The 14,329-nt window shown below is 67.1% G+C and carries 16 protein-coding genes; 8 read left to right on the forward strand and 8 right to left on the reverse strand.

The window, feature by feature from the left end:
- Positions 1-206: 206 nt before the first annotated feature.
- Entirely contained in the window at positions 207-977 is a 771-nt protein-coding gene (locus E8M01_RS27040; RefSeq protein ID WP_136962987.1) for an arginyltransferase, read from the reverse strand.
- A gap of 217 nt (positions 978-1,194) precedes the next feature.
- On the opposite strand from E8M01_RS27040, the gene E8M01_RS27045 reads away from it, so the two are divergent.
- A complete protein-coding gene (locus tag E8M01_RS27045) occupies positions 1,195-1,458 on the forward strand; it encodes a hypothetical protein (RefSeq protein WP_136962988.1) in 264 nt (87 codons plus the stop codon).
- Here the strand turns inward: E8M01_RS27045 and E8M01_RS27050 are convergent, their stop codons facing one another.
- The 3 genes from E8M01_RS27050 to hemB form a co-directional block, all read right to left on the reverse strand.
- Positions 1,459-2,685, reverse strand: coding sequence for a threonine ammonia-lyase (locus E8M01_RS27050; RefSeq protein WP_136962989.1), 1,227 nt, complete (start codon positions 2,683-2,685; stop codon positions 1,459-1,461). It lies immediately after the preceding gene.
- Positions 2,682-4,112, reverse strand: a complete 1,431-nt coding sequence (locus E8M01_RS27055; RefSeq protein WP_170182097.1) for a branched-chain amino acid ABC transporter permease — start codon at positions 4,110-4,112, stop codon at positions 2,682-2,684. The genes E8M01_RS27050 and E8M01_RS27055 overlap by 4 nt, the downstream gene beginning before the upstream one ends.
- Before the next feature lie 124 nt (positions 4,113-4,236).
- Positions 4,237-5,283: a porphobilinogen synthase gene (gene hemB / locus E8M01_RS27060; protein ID WP_136962991.1), complete on the reverse strand. Its 1,047-nt coding sequence runs from the start codon at positions 5,281-5,283 to the stop codon at positions 4,237-4,239.
- A 202-nt stretch (positions 5,284-5,485) separates the two neighbouring features.
- On the opposite strand from hemB, the gene E8M01_RS27065 reads away from it, so the two are divergent.
- The 5 genes from E8M01_RS27065 to mmsB all read left to right on the forward strand — a co-directional run bounded on the left by E8M01_RS27065 (position 5,486) and on the right by mmsB (position 9,525).
- Positions 5,486-5,776, forward strand: coding sequence for a hypothetical protein (locus E8M01_RS27065; RefSeq protein ID WP_136962992.1), 291 nt, complete (start codon positions 5,486-5,488; stop codon positions 5,774-5,776).
- Between the two features lie 100 nt (positions 5,777-5,876).
- A complete protein-coding gene (locus tag E8M01_RS27070) occupies positions 5,877-7,016 on the forward strand; it encodes an acyl-CoA dehydrogenase family protein (RefSeq protein ID WP_136962993.1) in 1,140 nt (379 codons plus the stop codon).
- Between the two features lie 13 nt (positions 7,017-7,029).
- Positions 7,030-8,133 carry an enoyl-CoA hydratase/isomerase family protein gene (locus tag E8M01_RS27075; protein WP_136962994.1) on the forward strand — a complete coding sequence of 368 codons (1,104 nt, stop codon included), beginning with the start codon at positions 7,030-7,032 and terminating at the stop codon, positions 8,131-8,133.
- Positions 8,130-8,600, forward strand: coding sequence for a DUF6163 family protein (locus E8M01_RS27080; RefSeq protein WP_136962995.1), 471 nt, complete (start codon positions 8,130-8,132; stop codon positions 8,598-8,600). The genes E8M01_RS27075 and E8M01_RS27080 overlap by 4 nt, the downstream gene beginning before the upstream one ends.
- A 37-nt stretch (positions 8,601-8,637) precedes the next feature.
- Positions 8,638-9,525, forward strand: coding sequence for a 3-hydroxyisobutyrate dehydrogenase (gene mmsB / locus E8M01_RS27085; RefSeq protein ID WP_136962996.1), 888 nt, complete (start codon positions 8,638-8,640; stop codon positions 9,523-9,525).
- Positions 9,526-9,810: 285 nt separating this feature from the next.
- Here the strand turns inward: mmsB and E8M01_RS27090 are convergent, their stop codons facing one another.
- Positions 9,811-10,416: a hypothetical protein gene (locus tag E8M01_RS27090; RefSeq protein ID WP_136962997.1), complete on the reverse strand. Its 606-nt coding sequence runs from the start codon at positions 10,414-10,416 to the stop codon at positions 9,811-9,813.
- A 501-nt stretch (positions 10,417-10,917) separates the two neighbouring features.
- Here E8M01_RS27090 and ldtR point away from each other — a divergent pair.
- Together ldtR and E8M01_RS35790 are read left to right on the forward strand one after the other, a co-directional pair.
- Positions 10,918-11,448, forward strand: coding sequence for a transcriptional regulator LdtR (gene ldtR / locus E8M01_RS27095; RefSeq protein ID WP_136962998.1), 531 nt, complete (start codon positions 10,918-10,920; stop codon positions 11,446-11,448).
- Between the two features lie 18 nt (positions 11,449-11,466).
- The gene (locus E8M01_RS35790) at positions 11,467-11,592 is read left to right on the forward strand and encodes a hypothetical protein (RefSeq protein WP_281287807.1); all 126 of its coding nucleotides are present in this window, start codon (positions 11,467-11,469) and stop codon (positions 11,590-11,592) included.
- A gap of 85 nt (positions 11,593-11,677) precedes the next feature.
- Here the strand turns inward: E8M01_RS35790 and E8M01_RS36015 are convergent, their stop codons facing one another.
- The 3 genes from E8M01_RS36015 to E8M01_RS27105 form a co-directional block, all read right to left on the reverse strand.
- Positions 11,678-12,064 (reverse strand): DUF6894 family protein, encoded by a 387-nt coding sequence (locus tag E8M01_RS36015; RefSeq protein WP_425467684.1) that lies wholly within the window; start codon positions 12,062-12,064, stop codon positions 11,678-11,680.
- 326 nt (positions 12,065-12,390) lie between these two features.
- Positions 12,391-12,792 (reverse strand): hypothetical protein, encoded by a 402-nt coding sequence (locus E8M01_RS27100; RefSeq protein WP_136962999.1) that lies wholly within the window; start codon positions 12,790-12,792, stop codon positions 12,391-12,393.
- Positions 12,793-12,980: 188 nt separating this feature from the next.
- Entirely contained in the window at positions 12,981-13,820 is an 840-nt protein-coding gene (locus E8M01_RS27105; RefSeq protein ID WP_136963000.1) for an NAD(P)H-binding protein, read from the reverse strand.
- Positions 13,821-14,329: the final 509 nt, after the last annotated feature.

Below are 14,329 nucleotides of genomic sequence, written 5' to 3' on the forward strand. Positions count from 1 at the left end.
GCGGCCGGGTGAGGGTGGTTGCGTCGGCCGGTGAGGTGCATTCCGGGTGAAATCACGGGGGAGCGCCTGTTCAGGCCCTCACCCGCCGGCTCCGCCGGCACCCTCTCCCGCAAGCGGGCGAGGGTTTACGCGCGCGGGGCGTTTCGCTTCATCCCCATTCGCCATTCGCCATTCGCCATTCGCCACTCGCTATCAGCCACTCGCTATCAGCCACTCGCCGACCCGGTCGGCCCGTCGAAACGCAGCCAGCCTTCCGGATGCAGCCTTTCCTGCGGCAGGAAGCGCGCCTTGTAGTCCATCTTGCGCGAGCCTTCGACCCAATAGCCGAGATAGACATAGGGCAGGCCCATCGCCTTGGCGCGCGCGATATGGTCGAGAATGACCAGGGTGCCGAGCGAGCGCGCCTGAAACTCGGGTTCGAAGAACGAATAGACCAGCGACAGGCCGTCGGCGAGGATATCGGTCAGCACGCAGGCGACCAGGTCGCCCTTGGAGCGGCCGGTGACGCTGGTGTCGATGTCGCGCCGGCGATATTCGACCAGCCGCGTGGTGACGTGGCTGTCCTCGACCATCAGGGCATAGTCGAGCACCGTCATGTCGGCCATGCCGCCGGAGCGGTGGCGCCAGTCGAGATAGGCCCGGAACACCGAATATTGCTCCGATGTCGGCACTGCGGCGCGCATCTCGCCGACCAGGTCGGCATTGCCTTTCATCACCCGGCGGAACGAGCGGGTCAGGCGGAAATCCTTGACCGGCACGCGCACCGAGACGCAGGCCCGGCAATTCTCGCAGGCCGGCCGGTAGGCGATCGACTGCGAGCGGCGGAAGCCGCCCTGGGTCAGGATATCGTTCAGGCCCGGCGCGCGCGGCCCGACCAGGTGGGTGAAGACCTTGCGTTCGAACTGGCCCGGCAGATAGGGGCAATTGGTCGGGGCCGTCAGGTAGAACTGGGGTGTGTCGCGCGGTTGCTGGGTCACGGTCTGGCTCGCACAGGAATCAGGGCCATACCACCCATCCGGCCCCTTTTCATACGATAGCAACCGCCTGTTCGATCACAAGAGCAGGATAATCCGGAGAACCGGGGCTGTCGCCCGGCGCCGACGGGTTCTCGTTGAACAACCCACGGAGTTCACCGGATGACGTGAGGGGTTGCTGGCGGCACAATAATACCTCCAACGTTAGGGGAGGTCTCCCATGGCTCGCCTCGCATTGCTTGCAACCGGCCTCGTCGCCGCCATCACCCTCGTCGCCGCCACCACCGCCACCGCCACCGCCAGCGCTTCGCAGCCGAGCGAGATGCAGGCGCAGCGCCAACGCAGCGCCGCGATGACGCCGCAGCAGGCGCGCACGGCGTGCTGGCAGGAGGCCGGCTTCGGCCCCAGCACGCCGCGTCGGAACTATCCGGCCACCCTGCAGCCGCAGGTCGAGCGATGCGTTCGGCAGAAGCTCGGCCGCTGATCAGGTCACGTCGTCGCTGCCCGAGCTGATCCGGGTTGCCGGCAGGCCCTCGGCCGCCAGCGCCTCCATGATCTCCTGGGCATGGCTGTGGTCGCGCGTCTCCAGCGTGATGTCGAGCTTGGTGCCCTTGGCCGGCGTGTCGAGGAAATGCCGGCGGTGCTCGACCTCCAGGATATTGGCGCCCATGCGGCCGAGCAGGGTGGCGATGGCGCCAAGCACGCCGGGGCGGTCCGGAATGGTCATGCGAATGGCGACGATGCGGTCCTCGCGCTCGAGCTCGCGCACCATGATCGAGGCGAGGATGCGCGGATCGATATTGCCGCCGGTGAGGATCAGCCCGACGCGCTTGTCGCGGAACCGGCCAGGCTCGGCCAGCAAGGCGGCGATGCCGGCGGCGCCGGCGCCCTCGGCAATGGTCTTCTGGCGGGTGAGGCAGAGATTGACCGCGCGCTCCAGCTGGGTTTCGCTGACCAGGACGATGCGGGACACCTGGTCGCGGACGATCTGCAAGGTGGTCTGGCCGGCAAATTTGACCGCGATGCCTTCGGCCAGTGTCGGCCCGCCGCAGGGCCGGTCCTCGCCATGCATGGCGTTCCACATGGAGGGGTAGAGCGAGGCCTCGACCCCGACCACCTCGATGTCAGGCTTGATCGCCTTGGCGGCCAGCGCATTGCCGCCGATCAGTCCGCCGCCGCCGATCGGAATGACCAGCACGTCGAGATCGGGTTCGTCCTCCAGCATTTCGCAGGCAATGGTGCCCTGGCCGGCCACCACATGCGGGTCGTCGTAGGGATGCACCCAGACCAGGCCTTCGGCCGCCTGGATCGCTTCGGCCCGGGCCTGCGCCTCCACCAGGGTCTCGCCATCAAGCACCACGCGGGCGCCGTGGCTGCGGGTTGCCGCCACCTTCACGAAGGGCGTGGTGACCGGCATGACGATGGTGGCTGGAATGCCCAGCCGGTTGGCATGAAGGGCCACCGCCTGGGCATGGTTGCCGGCCGACATGGCAATGACGCCGCGCTGGCGTTCGGCTTCGGTGAGGCTGGCGAGCTTGACCAGCGCGCCGCGCTCCTTGAACGAGTTGGTGACCTGCAGGTTCTCGTATTTGATGAAGACCTGAGCGCCGGTCATGGCTGAAAGCGGTGGCGCCGGCAGCATGGGCGTGCGCATGACGCGGCCCTTGATGGTCGCGCGGGCGGCTTCGATATCGGCAAAGGACAGCGTCACGCGGGCCTCCCATTCGTGTCGAACAGGCCGTTCGGCCTGACGACGATCAATAGCACCAGCGCGATATAGACCGCCGGGTCGCGCCACTCGATAGGCAGATAGCCCGACCAGGCGGTTTCGGCGAGCCCGAGCGCCAGTCCGCCGAGAAAGGCGCCGGGCACCGAGCCGACGCCGCCCAGAATGGCCGCGACCAGGGCCTTCAGCCCGAACACCGTGCCGAGCGCGAAATGCGCCGAGCCGAAATGCACCGCATGGGCGAAGCCCGCAAGCCCGGCGACGCCGCCGGCCAGCGCGAAGGTCAGCGCCACCAGCCGGCCGGGATCGACCCCGAACAGGGCGGCCATGCCGGGATCGTCGGCGAAGGCGCGCCAGGACCGGCCGAAGGCCGAACGCCGCAGCAGCCAGATCAGCCCGAGGGCGATGATCAGCGCGAAGCCGACCACGCCGATCTGGTTGAATGTCACCGTCGTGACGAAATCGCCCGATCGCACCAGGGCAATCGGGTCGGAGGCGATCGGCGGCGACCAGCGGGCGCTCGATCCGTGCAGCAGCCGGAGCGCTTCGCTGAGCGCCACCGCCAGGCCAACGGTCGCCACCAGCACGGCCTGGCCGCTCCGCCGCCGGCCGACGATCGGCGCGACCACCGCGCGGCCGATGGCGAGATTGGTCGCGGCCGCGGTGACCGCGCCGGCACAGAGCGCCAGGATGAGCGCCGGCACCAGTCCGAAGGCGGCCGCCGCGACGGCCACGATGCCGACCGCGGCATAGGCGCCGGCCACCGCGATCTCGCCGAAGGCCAGGTTGATCCGGCCGATCAGGCCATAGACCAGCGCATAGGCCGAGGCCAGCAGGCCGTAGAGGGCCGCCGGCGCCAGGCCATTGGCGCCCTGCTGCAGGGCATAAGCGAAGACCATGGGGATCTCGGGCACCGCCGCCTGGGCCCGGCGCCGCGCCGCCGCGTCGGCGGTCATCCGGGCGTCGCCGAGCCACCAGCGCTGCAGGATCATCAGCCGGACGGCGCTGAGCGGCCCCCGTTCGGTCTCCAGCCTGATGAGTTCGAAGCGCGCCGCGTCGGTGCCGCCGCCGGCAAAACCGCAGGTGGCGTAATGGGCGAGGTTGGGCTGGCCCGGCTCGCGCGCCAGATAGTCGATGCGGACGGTGTTCTTCCGGGCCGTCACCGGGCCGTAGCGGATCTCGCGGATATGGCTGCCCTCGCCATGCAGCGCCGGCAGCACGTCGCGGCAGACCCGCAGGTGGTCGGGCTCGATGATGCTGGCGCAGGCGCCGAGCAGGAGGCAGAAGAGGAGGGCGGCGGCGAGCCGGAGGGCATTGAAGGCGCCGCGCGTCGAAAATGACCCTCTCCCAGAGGGAGAGGGTGGCAGCGTCAGCTGCCGGGTGAGGGGATGTCCATCTCCGGGTAAGGCCATGTGCTCGACGAGCATTGTCGTTCGTTCGGAAGCGGACGACCCCTCACCCGGCAGCTGACGCTGCCACCCTCTCCCTCTGGGAGAGGGGTGGTTCACCGCGGTTTTTCGCGACCGTTGATCATGCTCACCCGCCGTTCAGGATCTTCGCCGCGCGCGGCGCGAAATAGGTCAAGATCCCGTCGCAGCCGGCACGCTTGAAGCCGATCAGGCTCTCCATCATGGCGCGCTCGCCGTCGATATAGCCGGCGCGCGCCGCGCCCTCGATCATCGCGTATTCGCCCGACACCTGGTAGGCGAAGGTCGGCACGCCGAAGGCGTCCTTCACCCGCCGGCAGATGTCGAGATAGGGCATGCCGGGCTTCACCATCACCATGTCGGCGCCCTCGGCGATGTCGAGCTCGACCTCGCGCAGCGCCTCGTCGGTATTGGCCGGGTCCATCTGATAGGTGCGCTTGTCGCCGATCAGCGTCGTCTTGGTGCCGATCGCGTCGCGGAACGGCGCATAGAAGCCGGAGGCATATTTCGCCGCATAGCTCATGATCTGGGTGTCTTCGAAACCCGCGGCATCGAGCGCCTGGCGGATCGCGCCGATCCGCCCGTCCATCATGTCGGAGGGCGCGATGCAGTCGGCCCCGGCTTCGGCCAGCGCCAGCGACTGGCGGCACAGGATCGCCACCGTCTGGTCGTTGAGGATCCGGCCGTCATCGGTCATCACGCCGTCATGGCCGTGCGAGGTATAGGGGTCGAGCGCCGCATCGGTGATCAGCCCGATCTCCGGCACGGCCTGCTTGATGGCGCGCACGGCGCGGCACATCAGGTTGTGGTGGTTCTCGGCTTCCGAACCGGTCTCGTCGCGCAAGGCGGGATCGACATAGGGGAAGGGGGCCAGCGCCGGAATACCGAGCCGTGCCGCAAGCTCGGCCTCGCGCACCGCTTCGTCGATGGTGATCCGGTCGATGCCGGGCATGCTCGCGATCGGCGTGCGGGCGTCCTGGCTGTCGATCAGGAACAAGGGCCAGATCAGGTCGTCGGTCGTCAGCACATGTTCGCGCACCAGGCGGCGCGTCCAGTCGGCCTTGCGGTTGCGCCGGAGGCGCGTGCTGAGCGAAAGCTTTTCGGCGGTGGCAGCGGCCGGCAGCGGCAGATGACCACGAAGCGCACGGATCGACATCGTTTTCTTCCTCGCGGCGGGGCGCATCCCGCTCCAAGATCAGAGAGCCCTATCACTCCGGTATCGGCAGGAACAGCCCCGCGAATGCTGTTCTGCGATACGTATTCGGCGAGGGGTGGCCACTTTGTCTGTTTCTGTGTCTCATTCAACCTGCGGCTTTGGCCGGGGTGCCGAGTCGCGCGAAGCGAACGGGAGCACAGCAATGGAAACTCTTCTTCCTATCCTGATCCAACTTATCTCGGGTGCCGTCGGCGGCAATGTCGCCGGCAAGTCGGTCCCCAGCCTGGATCAGGGCACATTGATCAATTCCATCGGTGGCCTGCTTGGCGGCGGCATCGGTGGCCAGATCATCTCAGCCGTTCTGCCGGGGCTTCTTGCCGGTGGCGGCCTGTCGGTCAGCGGTATCCTGTCGAGCCTGGTGTCGGGCGGTGTCGGCGGCGGCCTGCTGCTCGCCATCATCGGGGCGGTGAAGAACGCCATGGGCAGCCGCTGATCCCGATCCGCGCCGAGCCAAATTTCCGGGGCCTCTGCCGGGCGGCCGAATTGACCGCACCGGCCTCGGCCTCCTAAGCCATTGGCGGAGGTGACCGCCAATGGATTTCGCTCTTTCCGAGGAACAGCTGGCCTTCCAGGGTGTCGCGCGCGATTTCGCGCGGGACGAACTGGAGCCCCATGCGCGTGACTGGGACGCCGGCTCGATCTTTCCCGAGGCCACGCTGCGCAATGCGGCGGCGCTCGGTTTCGCCGGCATCTATGTCCGGGACGACGTTGGCGGAACCGGCTTGAGCCGGCTCGACGCCGCGCTGATCTTCGAGGAACTGGCCCGCGGCTGCGTCTCGACCACCGCCTATATTTCGATCCACAACATGGCGGCCTGGATGATCGACAGCTACGGTCACCAGGACCTGCGCCGGCGTTATCTGCCGGATCTCTGCACCATGACCAGCTTCGCCAGCTATTGCCTCACCGAAGCCGGCGCCGGCTCGGATGCGGCTTCGCTGCGCACGCGGGCGGTGAAGGACGGCAATTCCTACGTGATCAACGGCGCCAAGGCGTTCATTTCCGGCGGCGGCCGCTCCGACGTCTATGTCGTGATGGCGCGCACCGGCGGCGACGGTCCAAGGGGCATTTCCTGCTTCGTGGTCGACAAGGACACGCCGGGCCTGAGCTTCGGCGCCCAGGAGAAGAAGCTCGGCTGGAAGAGCCAGCCGACCGCGGTGGTCGATTTCGACAATGTCCGGGTGCCGGCCGAGAACCTGGTCGGCGAGGAGGGCCAGGGCTTCAAGATCGCCATGGCCGGCCTCGATGGCGGCCGGCTGAACATCGCCGCCTGTTCGCTCGGCGGCGCGCAGTTCTGCCTCGACCGCACGGTCGACTACATGAAGGACCGCCAGCAGTTCGGCTCGCCGCTCGCGGACTTCCAGGCGCTGCGCTTCCGCGTCGCCGATTACGCCACCGAGCTCGAGGCGGCCCGGCTGATGGTCCGCCGCGCCGCGGTGGCCGTCGGGGCCAAGGAACCGCGCGCCACCACGCTCGCCGCCATGGCCAAACGCTTCGCCACCGATGTCGGTTTCGAGGTGGTCAATGGCTGCCTGCAGCTGCATGGCGGCTATGGCTATCTGAACGACCATCCGATCGAGCGCATCCTGCGCGACGTCCGGGTCCACCAGATCCTGGAGGGCACCAACGAGATCATGCGCGTCATCGTCTCGCGCGATATCCTCGGCACGTGATAACAACCGGCTCATGACCAGATCCGAATCCGATCCGAACACCACCGAAGTGCTGATCGAACGGCGCGGCAAGGCCGGATTGATCACCTTGAACCGGCCGCAGGCGCTGAACGCCCTGACGCTCGCCATGGTGCGCGCCATCAGGCCGGCGCTCGAAGCCTGGGCGGTCGACCCGGCCGTCACCCGCGTGGTGATCAAGGCTGCCGGCGAGAAGGCCTTCTGCGCCGGCGGCGACATCCGCGTGCTGCACGACCTCGGCAAGGCTGGCCGCCAGGACGAGGCGCTGCAGTTCTGGCGCGAGGAATATGAACTCAACATCCTGATCAAGCGCTATCCCAAGCCCTTCATCGCGCTCATCGACGGCATCGTCATGGGCGGCGGCGTCGGCGTCTCGGTCCATGGCAGCCATGTCGTGGCCGGCGAGAAATTCGCCTTCGCCATGCCGGAGGTCGGCATCGGCTTCTTCCCCGATGTCGGCGCCACCTATTTCCTGCCGCGCATCCCCGGCGAGATCGGCAGCTATTTCGCCTTGACCGGTGCCCGCATGAAGCAGGGCGATGCGCTGTCCACCGGGCTCGCCACCCATGCGGTGGCCTCCGCCGATTTCCCCGACCTGATCGACGCGCTCGGCCAGGCCGACCCGGTCGATTCGGCGCTGGAGGCCTTTGCCCGCCGATCCACGGTGCCGCAGTCGATCACCGGCCGTCGCGCCGCGGTCGACCGCTGTTTCCGTTTCGATACGGTGGAACAGGTGCTCCAGGCGCTCGACCAGGACGCCGCGACCCAGGATGGATCTGCCGGGGATTCCTGGGCCGCCGAGACCGCGGCCACCATCCGCTCGAAATCGCCGACCGCGCTGAAGATCGCGCTCGCCCAGGTGCGCGCCGGCAAGACCATGAGCTTCGAGCAAGCCATGATCACCGAATTCCGCATCGTCTCGCGCGTCTGCCGGGGCCACGACTTCTATGAGGGCGTGCGCGCCGTCATCATCGACAAGGACAACCAGCCGCGCTGGCGGCCGGCAAGCCTCGAGGCGGTGACGCCGGCCATGGTCGACGCGCATTTTGCCCCGCTCGACAGCGGCGAGCTCGATCCGCCGCCGGGGCTTTCGTCGTGAGCACGACCAAACCGCGGCTCAGCGGCGACGCGCCGATCCAGGCCCATGTCGAGGTGCGGCTCGACTGGGTGCGCATCCTGACCTGGTTCCTGCGCGCGCTGGCGCTGCTGGCGCTTGGCCGCGGCCTGGTGCAATGGGCGATCATTTGCGGCTTCCACAGCCTCGACGGCCTCGATTTCGAGCAACTGGCGCCGGGGCTGCAGACCGCCACCATCTTTTTTGCCGTGATCCAGCTGGTCGCCGGCGTCGGCCTCTGGCTCACCGCCGCCTGGGGCGGCGTCGTCTGGATCATCGCGACGCTGGTGGCGCTGGTGATCGACGCCTCCGCGCCGATCGGCGTCCAGGGCTGGGTCGAGACCGCCGGCCGGCCGCTCTTCGCCTCGGCCGCCGATATCCTGCTCATTCTCTTCTATGTCGTCATCGCCACCATGGCCGCCCGCCAGATCGATCACGGCAGCGGCGACTGACCAGCGCGCATCCATAAGAACCTGAGAGGAGGACATCATGAGCACGATCGCGTTTATCGGTCTTGGCAATATGGGCGGGCCGATGGCGGCCAATCTCGTCAAGGCCGGCCACAGGGTTGTCGGCGTCGACGTCACCGAAGCCGCGATCGCCCACCATGTCGAGGCGGGCGGCGAGCGGGCGGCCTCGATCGCCGATGCCGTGGCCGGTGCCGACGTGGTGGTCACCATGCTGCCCTCGGGGCGCGAGGTGAGCGCGCTCTATCTCGGGCCATCGGGCATCATCGCCAAGGCCAAGGCCGGCGCGCTGCTGATCGATTCCTCGACCATCGACGTCGATACCGCCCGTGCGGTCGCCAAGGCTGCGGCGGACAAGGGCTTCGCCATGCTCGACGGGCCGGTATCCGGCGGCGTCGGCGGCGCGGCCGGCGGCACGCTGACCTTCATGTGCGGCGGCGAGGACGACACCTTCGCGCGCGCCAAGCCGCTGCTCGAGGCCATGGGCAAGACCATCGTCCATGCCGGCGGACCGGGCAACGGCCAGGCCGCGAAGATCTGCAACAACATGATCCTCGGCATCACCATGATCGCCACCTCGGAGGCCTTCGTGCTGGCCGAGAAGCTTGGCCTCGATGCCCAGAAGCTGTTCGACATCGCCTCCAAGTCGTCGGGCCAGTCCTGGTCGCTGACCACCTATTGCCCGGTGCCCGGCCCGGTGCCGACCAGCCCGGCCAATCGCGACTATCAGCCGGGTTTCACCGCGGCGATGATGCTGAAGGACCTGAAGCTCGCCCAGGACGCGGCGCGCTCGGCCAACGCGGTCACTCCTCTTGGCGCCGAGGCGACCTCGCTCTACGGCCTGTTCGCCGCCCAGGGCGGTTCGGCGACCGACTTTTCCGGCATCGTCCGCTTCCTGCGCGGCAAGTGACCGGAGCGAGTGGCGAATAGCGAATAGGGATGATGCCGCGCCAGCCGCGCTTCAACCCTCGCCCGCGCCTTCGCGGGAGAGGGTGGCGGCGGAGCCGCCGGGTGAGGGTGGTTGCGTCGATGCGCGCCGTGCATTCCGGGTCGAATTGATGGGCCGGCCCTCTTCACACCCTCACCCGGCCTTCGGCCACCCTCTCCCGCAAGCGGGCGAGGGTTTACGCGCGCTACGCGTTTCGCTTCATCCCCACTCGCCACTCGCCACTCGCCACTCGCCACTCACCATTCGCTACTGCCGCGGCCTCAACGCGGGCAGGTCCAGCCGGGCGAGCGCGTTGATCGCCTCCATGCGCGAACCCCTGAGAGCGGTGAGGAAGTCGCGCGCCGCCGCGCCATAACCGCGCCGGCTGATGGCAAACAGCGCGACGCCGTCGGCGCGCGCGACGTATCGATAGGCATTCCACTCGACGACGATGCCGTCGCCCTGGGGCGCGCTCATCAGAAAATCGAGAATGATCTCGCCGCTGCCCGGATTGCGGATCACCTGGTAATTGACCACGGGATCGGTGCCCTTGCGCCGGTCCAGCATCGCGATCTGCGCGGCAACCGCGGTCTCCGGCGTCGCGCCCGAAGCCGACACCTCGACGATGAACATCTGCTGATAGGTCTCCAGCCGCTGGCCGGCCGGCAGATATTCCTGCTTGAAATAATTCGGCGTCGGCCTGCTGGTCCAGGCCAGCGCGTGGTCGACGCCGGCAAAACGGATCGGCCCCGGCAGCCCCAGCCTGTCGGTCGCGCCGGCCGATTGCGCCACCGCCGAACCGGTGCCCGCGACGATCAGCACGATGGCCGCCGCCAGGGCCCGAAGCGCGCGGGCAAATTTCGGTAAGAACATGGGCATCCCTTCGAAAGCGCTGGATCGCTGCCGCCATCAGGGCGCACCGCGATACCGTCTGACCTTGCGGTAGCTTTTAGCGTCACATCTTCCCCATGGGAAGGTGGCCGCTAAAATGCTGCCCTTTGGGCATGCTCAAGGAAGTATAAATGCCATGGCGACGATTGGACCCTTTCCTCCGGGGCCAATGGTTGATGGTCTCTTGCCGCGATAGCGATCAATCGGGAGCCAATTCGGTCCAAGCGTGGCAAGACCAGGGTTTGGATCGTGAATCATTTCTTGCCGCGATTGCATGAGGTTTATGAAGAGACAACAAGAGATTTTCAAAAGATCAATTCAAGATCTTGTTTAGCCTGCGAGGGTTAAACCGTCTTCATCTTGTTTTTTTGGCGGCTCTTAAAACTCGTGGGTCTAGCTTGGGTGTCGACACGGACGGAAAACAGGGCCGTCCGGCCGAGGGCAAAAACGCTCCGGCACCCGCAACAGGACAAGAGGCGTCACATGACTACGGCTGCCAAGACCCGCGACATCGCGGCTCCCCCGATCTCGCCGGAGCGCCAGGAGCGCTTCGAGGCGATCAGCCCGGCCTATCTGGAGGCGCTCACGCTGATCGAGCGGCTGCATCGCCGCCTGCTCGACGTGATCAAGGACGAGTTCGACCGGCGCAACCGCTCCGATATCAACGCGGTGCAGGCTCTGCTGCTGTTCAATATCGGCGACCGCGAGCTGACCGCCGGCGAGCTGCGCACCAAGGGCTATTATCTTGGCTCCAACGTTTCCTACAATCTGAAGAAGCTGGTCGAGATGGGTTACCTGTCGCACCAGCGCTCGCGCATCGATCGTCGTTCGGTGCGCATCAGCCTGACCGACAAGGGCCATGAGGTCGCCGATGTGGTCGGCGCGCTCTATGCCAAGCATGTGCGCACGGTCGAACAGGTCGGCGGAATTTCGCTCGACGACTTCAAGGGTCTGAACAAGGCGCTGCTCCGGCTCGAGCGCTTCTGGACCGACCAGATTCTCTATCGGCTCTGACAGGCGACGAGATCCATCATGACGGCTTTGCCTGACTGGCCCATGGCCCTGGCCGGCGTCGCGCTGGTCCTGATACTGGCCGAAAACGCCCTCGCCATTGTCGGTGCCGGCCTCTGGTTCGGCGACAATGGCGGCGGCGACTGATTGCCCCTGGCAAACTTCAAAAGGCCCGGCTCGTGAGCCGGGCCTTTTTCTTATTCGAGACATCAGGCGTTGCCGGACGACAGCATCACCGCAATGACCGGCGCTCCACGGCGCAGCTATTCAGCGGTCCCGGCCGCCTGGCCACCAATGATGGCTGGTCATGATGCCCGCTTGAGCTGGCTGTCGTCTTCCGGGTCTGGCCCTGCCGGCCCCGGCCAATCGGCGGCGCTGGTCGAGACCGCGCCTTCGACAGGGGGCGGGTGCGGCAATCCATGACCTGCACGGTGTCGATTACCCGGTCTTCCGCATTGCAAAGCTCGACACGCCAACCCTCGACATCGCAGCCCATCGCATGGGCGCTGTCGGCAAGCTGGCCGGCATAGACGCGCGCGGCGGCAAGGTCGGGAAATGCCTGTCTTTCGCTGAACTCGACAACCGGGCCATTCATCACGTCGAAAATGAACTGCTGCACTGCGATCTCCGGTCAAAGGACGACCATGGGGCAACGCATGACATTCGGCTTCGCCTCGGCGCGACTGATGCGCGATTTGCAGGGGCACTTCCACCCGGGATCTGTCGACAGCTCGACCGCCACCGTTCCGATCGGTTGGCGTGCTTAACGACGCGTGTGAGGGCATCGTCGGCCAGCGCCTGGATCAGGCGGTGGGCGGCCTCGGCCGATCGGCCGGTCGCGGTCAAGGCGACAAAGAACGGGAAGCCGGTGAGGGCGAACAGCACATCGACCAGATAGGCCCCGGCGCTGCACGGGCGAGCGCTGGGGGCAAGGTTGGCCTCGGCTCAGGCGACCATGAACTGGTAGTCGACCAGGATGCGGCCGGCGCCGTCGAGGTGGAGGAATTCGAGCCCGACGGCGGTCACCTCGCCAGTGCCGTTCGCGACCATTTCCCAGTTGAAGGTGATCGTGTCCTGCAGCGCCTGGGCATTGGCCACCACGCGGAAATGCTGGTTCTTTGAGACGACATTGGTCTCGTGCGAGCCGGTGACGCGGGCCTCCAGCGCCTCGTAACCCCGGACCTCGCGGGTCTTGACGAAATGTTCGCCCTTGGGCGCCCAGAGTTCGGCGATCTGCCGGCGCCGCGCCGCCGGGTTCTTTTCGTTCCAGACGGCGACGTAGCGCTCGGCCAAGGCCTGCGCCTGTGCCGGGCTGAGCGGCGTCGGATTGCTGGCGGCCTGGCTCATGATCGTCTCCTGTGCCCTCGAGGCAGCGGTCCGGCGGCAGCTTGGTCGCTCCCGCCGGTCGCACTAGAGACCATATGCCTGGATGTTAAAACGTTGATATTGCCAATTTCATCGTCCGGGGGCCCAAGGTCGCGCAATTGCGAGCCCTCCGGACCGCGCCGGCGCGGCGATCGATCCGTCCGGCATGCTCAGACGGCGAAGCGGGCGGCGTGGTCCCGGGCATAGGTTTCGAGCCGGCGCGGCGCCTTGCCGGTCAGCACTTCGACCGCATCGGTCACGCCGGTGGTCCAGCCTTCGCGCACGGGATGGAAAAGTACGGCCAGGAAGCGCGCATAATCGGCTGGAACGCCGGCACCGGTCAGGAGGCCGACAAAAGCCGCGTCGTCGACGGCCTGATAGGCGATCGGCCGGTTCGCCGTCTCCGACAGGATTGCCGCGGCGTCGGCATAACCGAGGGCTGCCGGACCCGTCAGGTTGAACGCCTGGCCATCGAAGCGGCTGCTGGTCAGGACCGCCGCCGCGCTGGCGGCGATGTCGCGCGCGTCGATGAAGCTGGTTTTCGCCTGCGCCGCCGGGACCGCGATCACGCCATGCCGAACGCCCTCCAGCCAATAGGTGTGGAAATTGTCGGCGAACCAATTGGGCCTGAGGATCACGAAGGGCGTGCCCGAGCGCTCCAGCAGCCGTTCCGCCTGTCGATAGGGGATGGTCTCGTCGGCATCGACGCCGAGCGCGGTCTGCAGCACTACTTTGATCCGGCGACCGGCCGCCGCCTCGATCACCGGCGCCAGCAGCTCGACGACGTTCAGGTGGCCCGCCGGCACGAGCACATAGGCCCGGTCGACGCCATCGAGCGCGGCAGCGAAGCCGTCTGTTGCGCTGATATCGAAGCGCACCGCCTCGGCGCCTGCGACCGGGCTTGCCGAACGCGAGGCCGCTTTCACCCGTTCGCCGCTGGCCACCAGGGTTTCGACCAGCGGTGCGCCGACATTGCCGGTCGCGCCGAGAACCAGAATAGTGCCTGCCATGTCAGCCTCGCTTGTCCATAGTTTCCGTTGGAGACTATCTCCCCATCGGGAACCACTTAAGCGGACCGGCGACGGCTGGAAAGAAGGCACCTTTCGGTCACATGGTCACCGCGCGGATACCGCTCCGTCGCGTGGTGGGCCGGAGCGGCAGCCGGGCGGATACCGCTCCATCGCGCGGTGAGCCGGAGCGGCGAGGCGGCGTCGCCTGACGACGACGGCGTCATCACGATCGCGCGACGATGGCGCCTGGGGCCGTCATTTGCTTGGGGTGAGGGGCGCGGGGAGCGTTCGCGGCGGCCTGCGGCCTCGTGGTTTTTGCGTGGCCGATCGGAGACAGTATTGCCTGTTCCCGCGGCTTTGCGGGGCAGCTTTGTGCCAATCGCCTTGAGTTGGTCACAATGGTTGCACTACTAGCTGCCTTAGGGTCGCCGTATCGTTTTCCTTAACGATAATGGTGTTCAGTCCAAGCCGACGGTGGGGGCCAAGGCCTTCGCCGAGCAGCCGGAGAG

This window comes from Phreatobacter stygius (assembly GCF_005144885.1).
Classification (GTDB): Bacteria; Pseudomonadota; Alphaproteobacteria; order Rhizobiales; family Phreatobacteraceae; genus Phreatobacter; species Phreatobacter stygius.

What these genes read in the sequence shown, in the direction of transcription:
- hemB (WP_136962991.1), bottom strand. Translation starts at nt 5,283, where the DNA reads ATGTCGATCCGTGCGCTTCGTGGTCATCTGCCGCTGCCGGCCGCTGCC.
- E8M01_RS27045 (WP_136962988.1), top strand. Translation starts at nt 1,195, where the DNA reads ATGGCTCGCCTCGCATTGCTTGCAACCGGCCTCGTCGCCGCCATCACC.
- E8M01_RS27065 (WP_136962992.1), top strand. Translation starts at nt 5,486, where the DNA reads ATGGAAACTCTTCTTCCTATCCTGATCCAACTTATCTCGGGTGCCGTC.
- E8M01_RS27100 (WP_136962999.1), bottom strand. Translation starts at nt 12,792, where the DNA reads ATGAGCCAGGCCGCCAGCAATCCGACGCCGCTCAGCCCGGCACAGGCG.
- E8M01_RS27105 (WP_136963000.1), bottom strand. Translation starts at nt 13,820, where the DNA reads ATGGCAGGCACTATTCTGGTTCTCGGCGCGACCGGCAATGTCGGCGCA.
- E8M01_RS35790 (WP_281287807.1), top strand. Translation starts at nt 11,467, where the DNA reads ATGACGGCTTTGCCTGACTGGCCCATGGCCCTGGCCGGCGTCGCGCTG.
- E8M01_RS27055 (WP_170182097.1), bottom strand. Translation starts at nt 4,112, where the DNA reads ATGGCCTTACCCGGAGATGGACATCCCCTCACCCGGCAGCTGACGCTG.
- E8M01_RS27070 (WP_136962993.1), top strand. Translation starts at nt 5,877, where the DNA reads ATGGATTTCGCTCTTTCCGAGGAACAGCTGGCCTTCCAGGGTGTCGCG.
- E8M01_RS27090 (WP_136962997.1), bottom strand. Translation starts at nt 10,416, where the DNA reads ATGTTCTTACCGAAATTTGCCCGCGCGCTTCGGGCCCTGGCGGCGGCC.
- E8M01_RS27075 (WP_136962994.1), top strand. Translation starts at nt 7,030, where the DNA reads ATGACCAGATCCGAATCCGATCCGAACACCACCGAAGTGCTGATCGAA.
- ldtR (WP_136962998.1), top strand. Translation starts at nt 10,918, where the DNA reads ATGACTACGGCTGCCAAGACCCGCGACATCGCGGCTCCCCCGATCTCG.
- mmsB (WP_136962996.1), top strand. Translation starts at nt 8,638, where the DNA reads ATGAGCACGATCGCGTTTATCGGTCTTGGCAATATGGGCGGGCCGATG.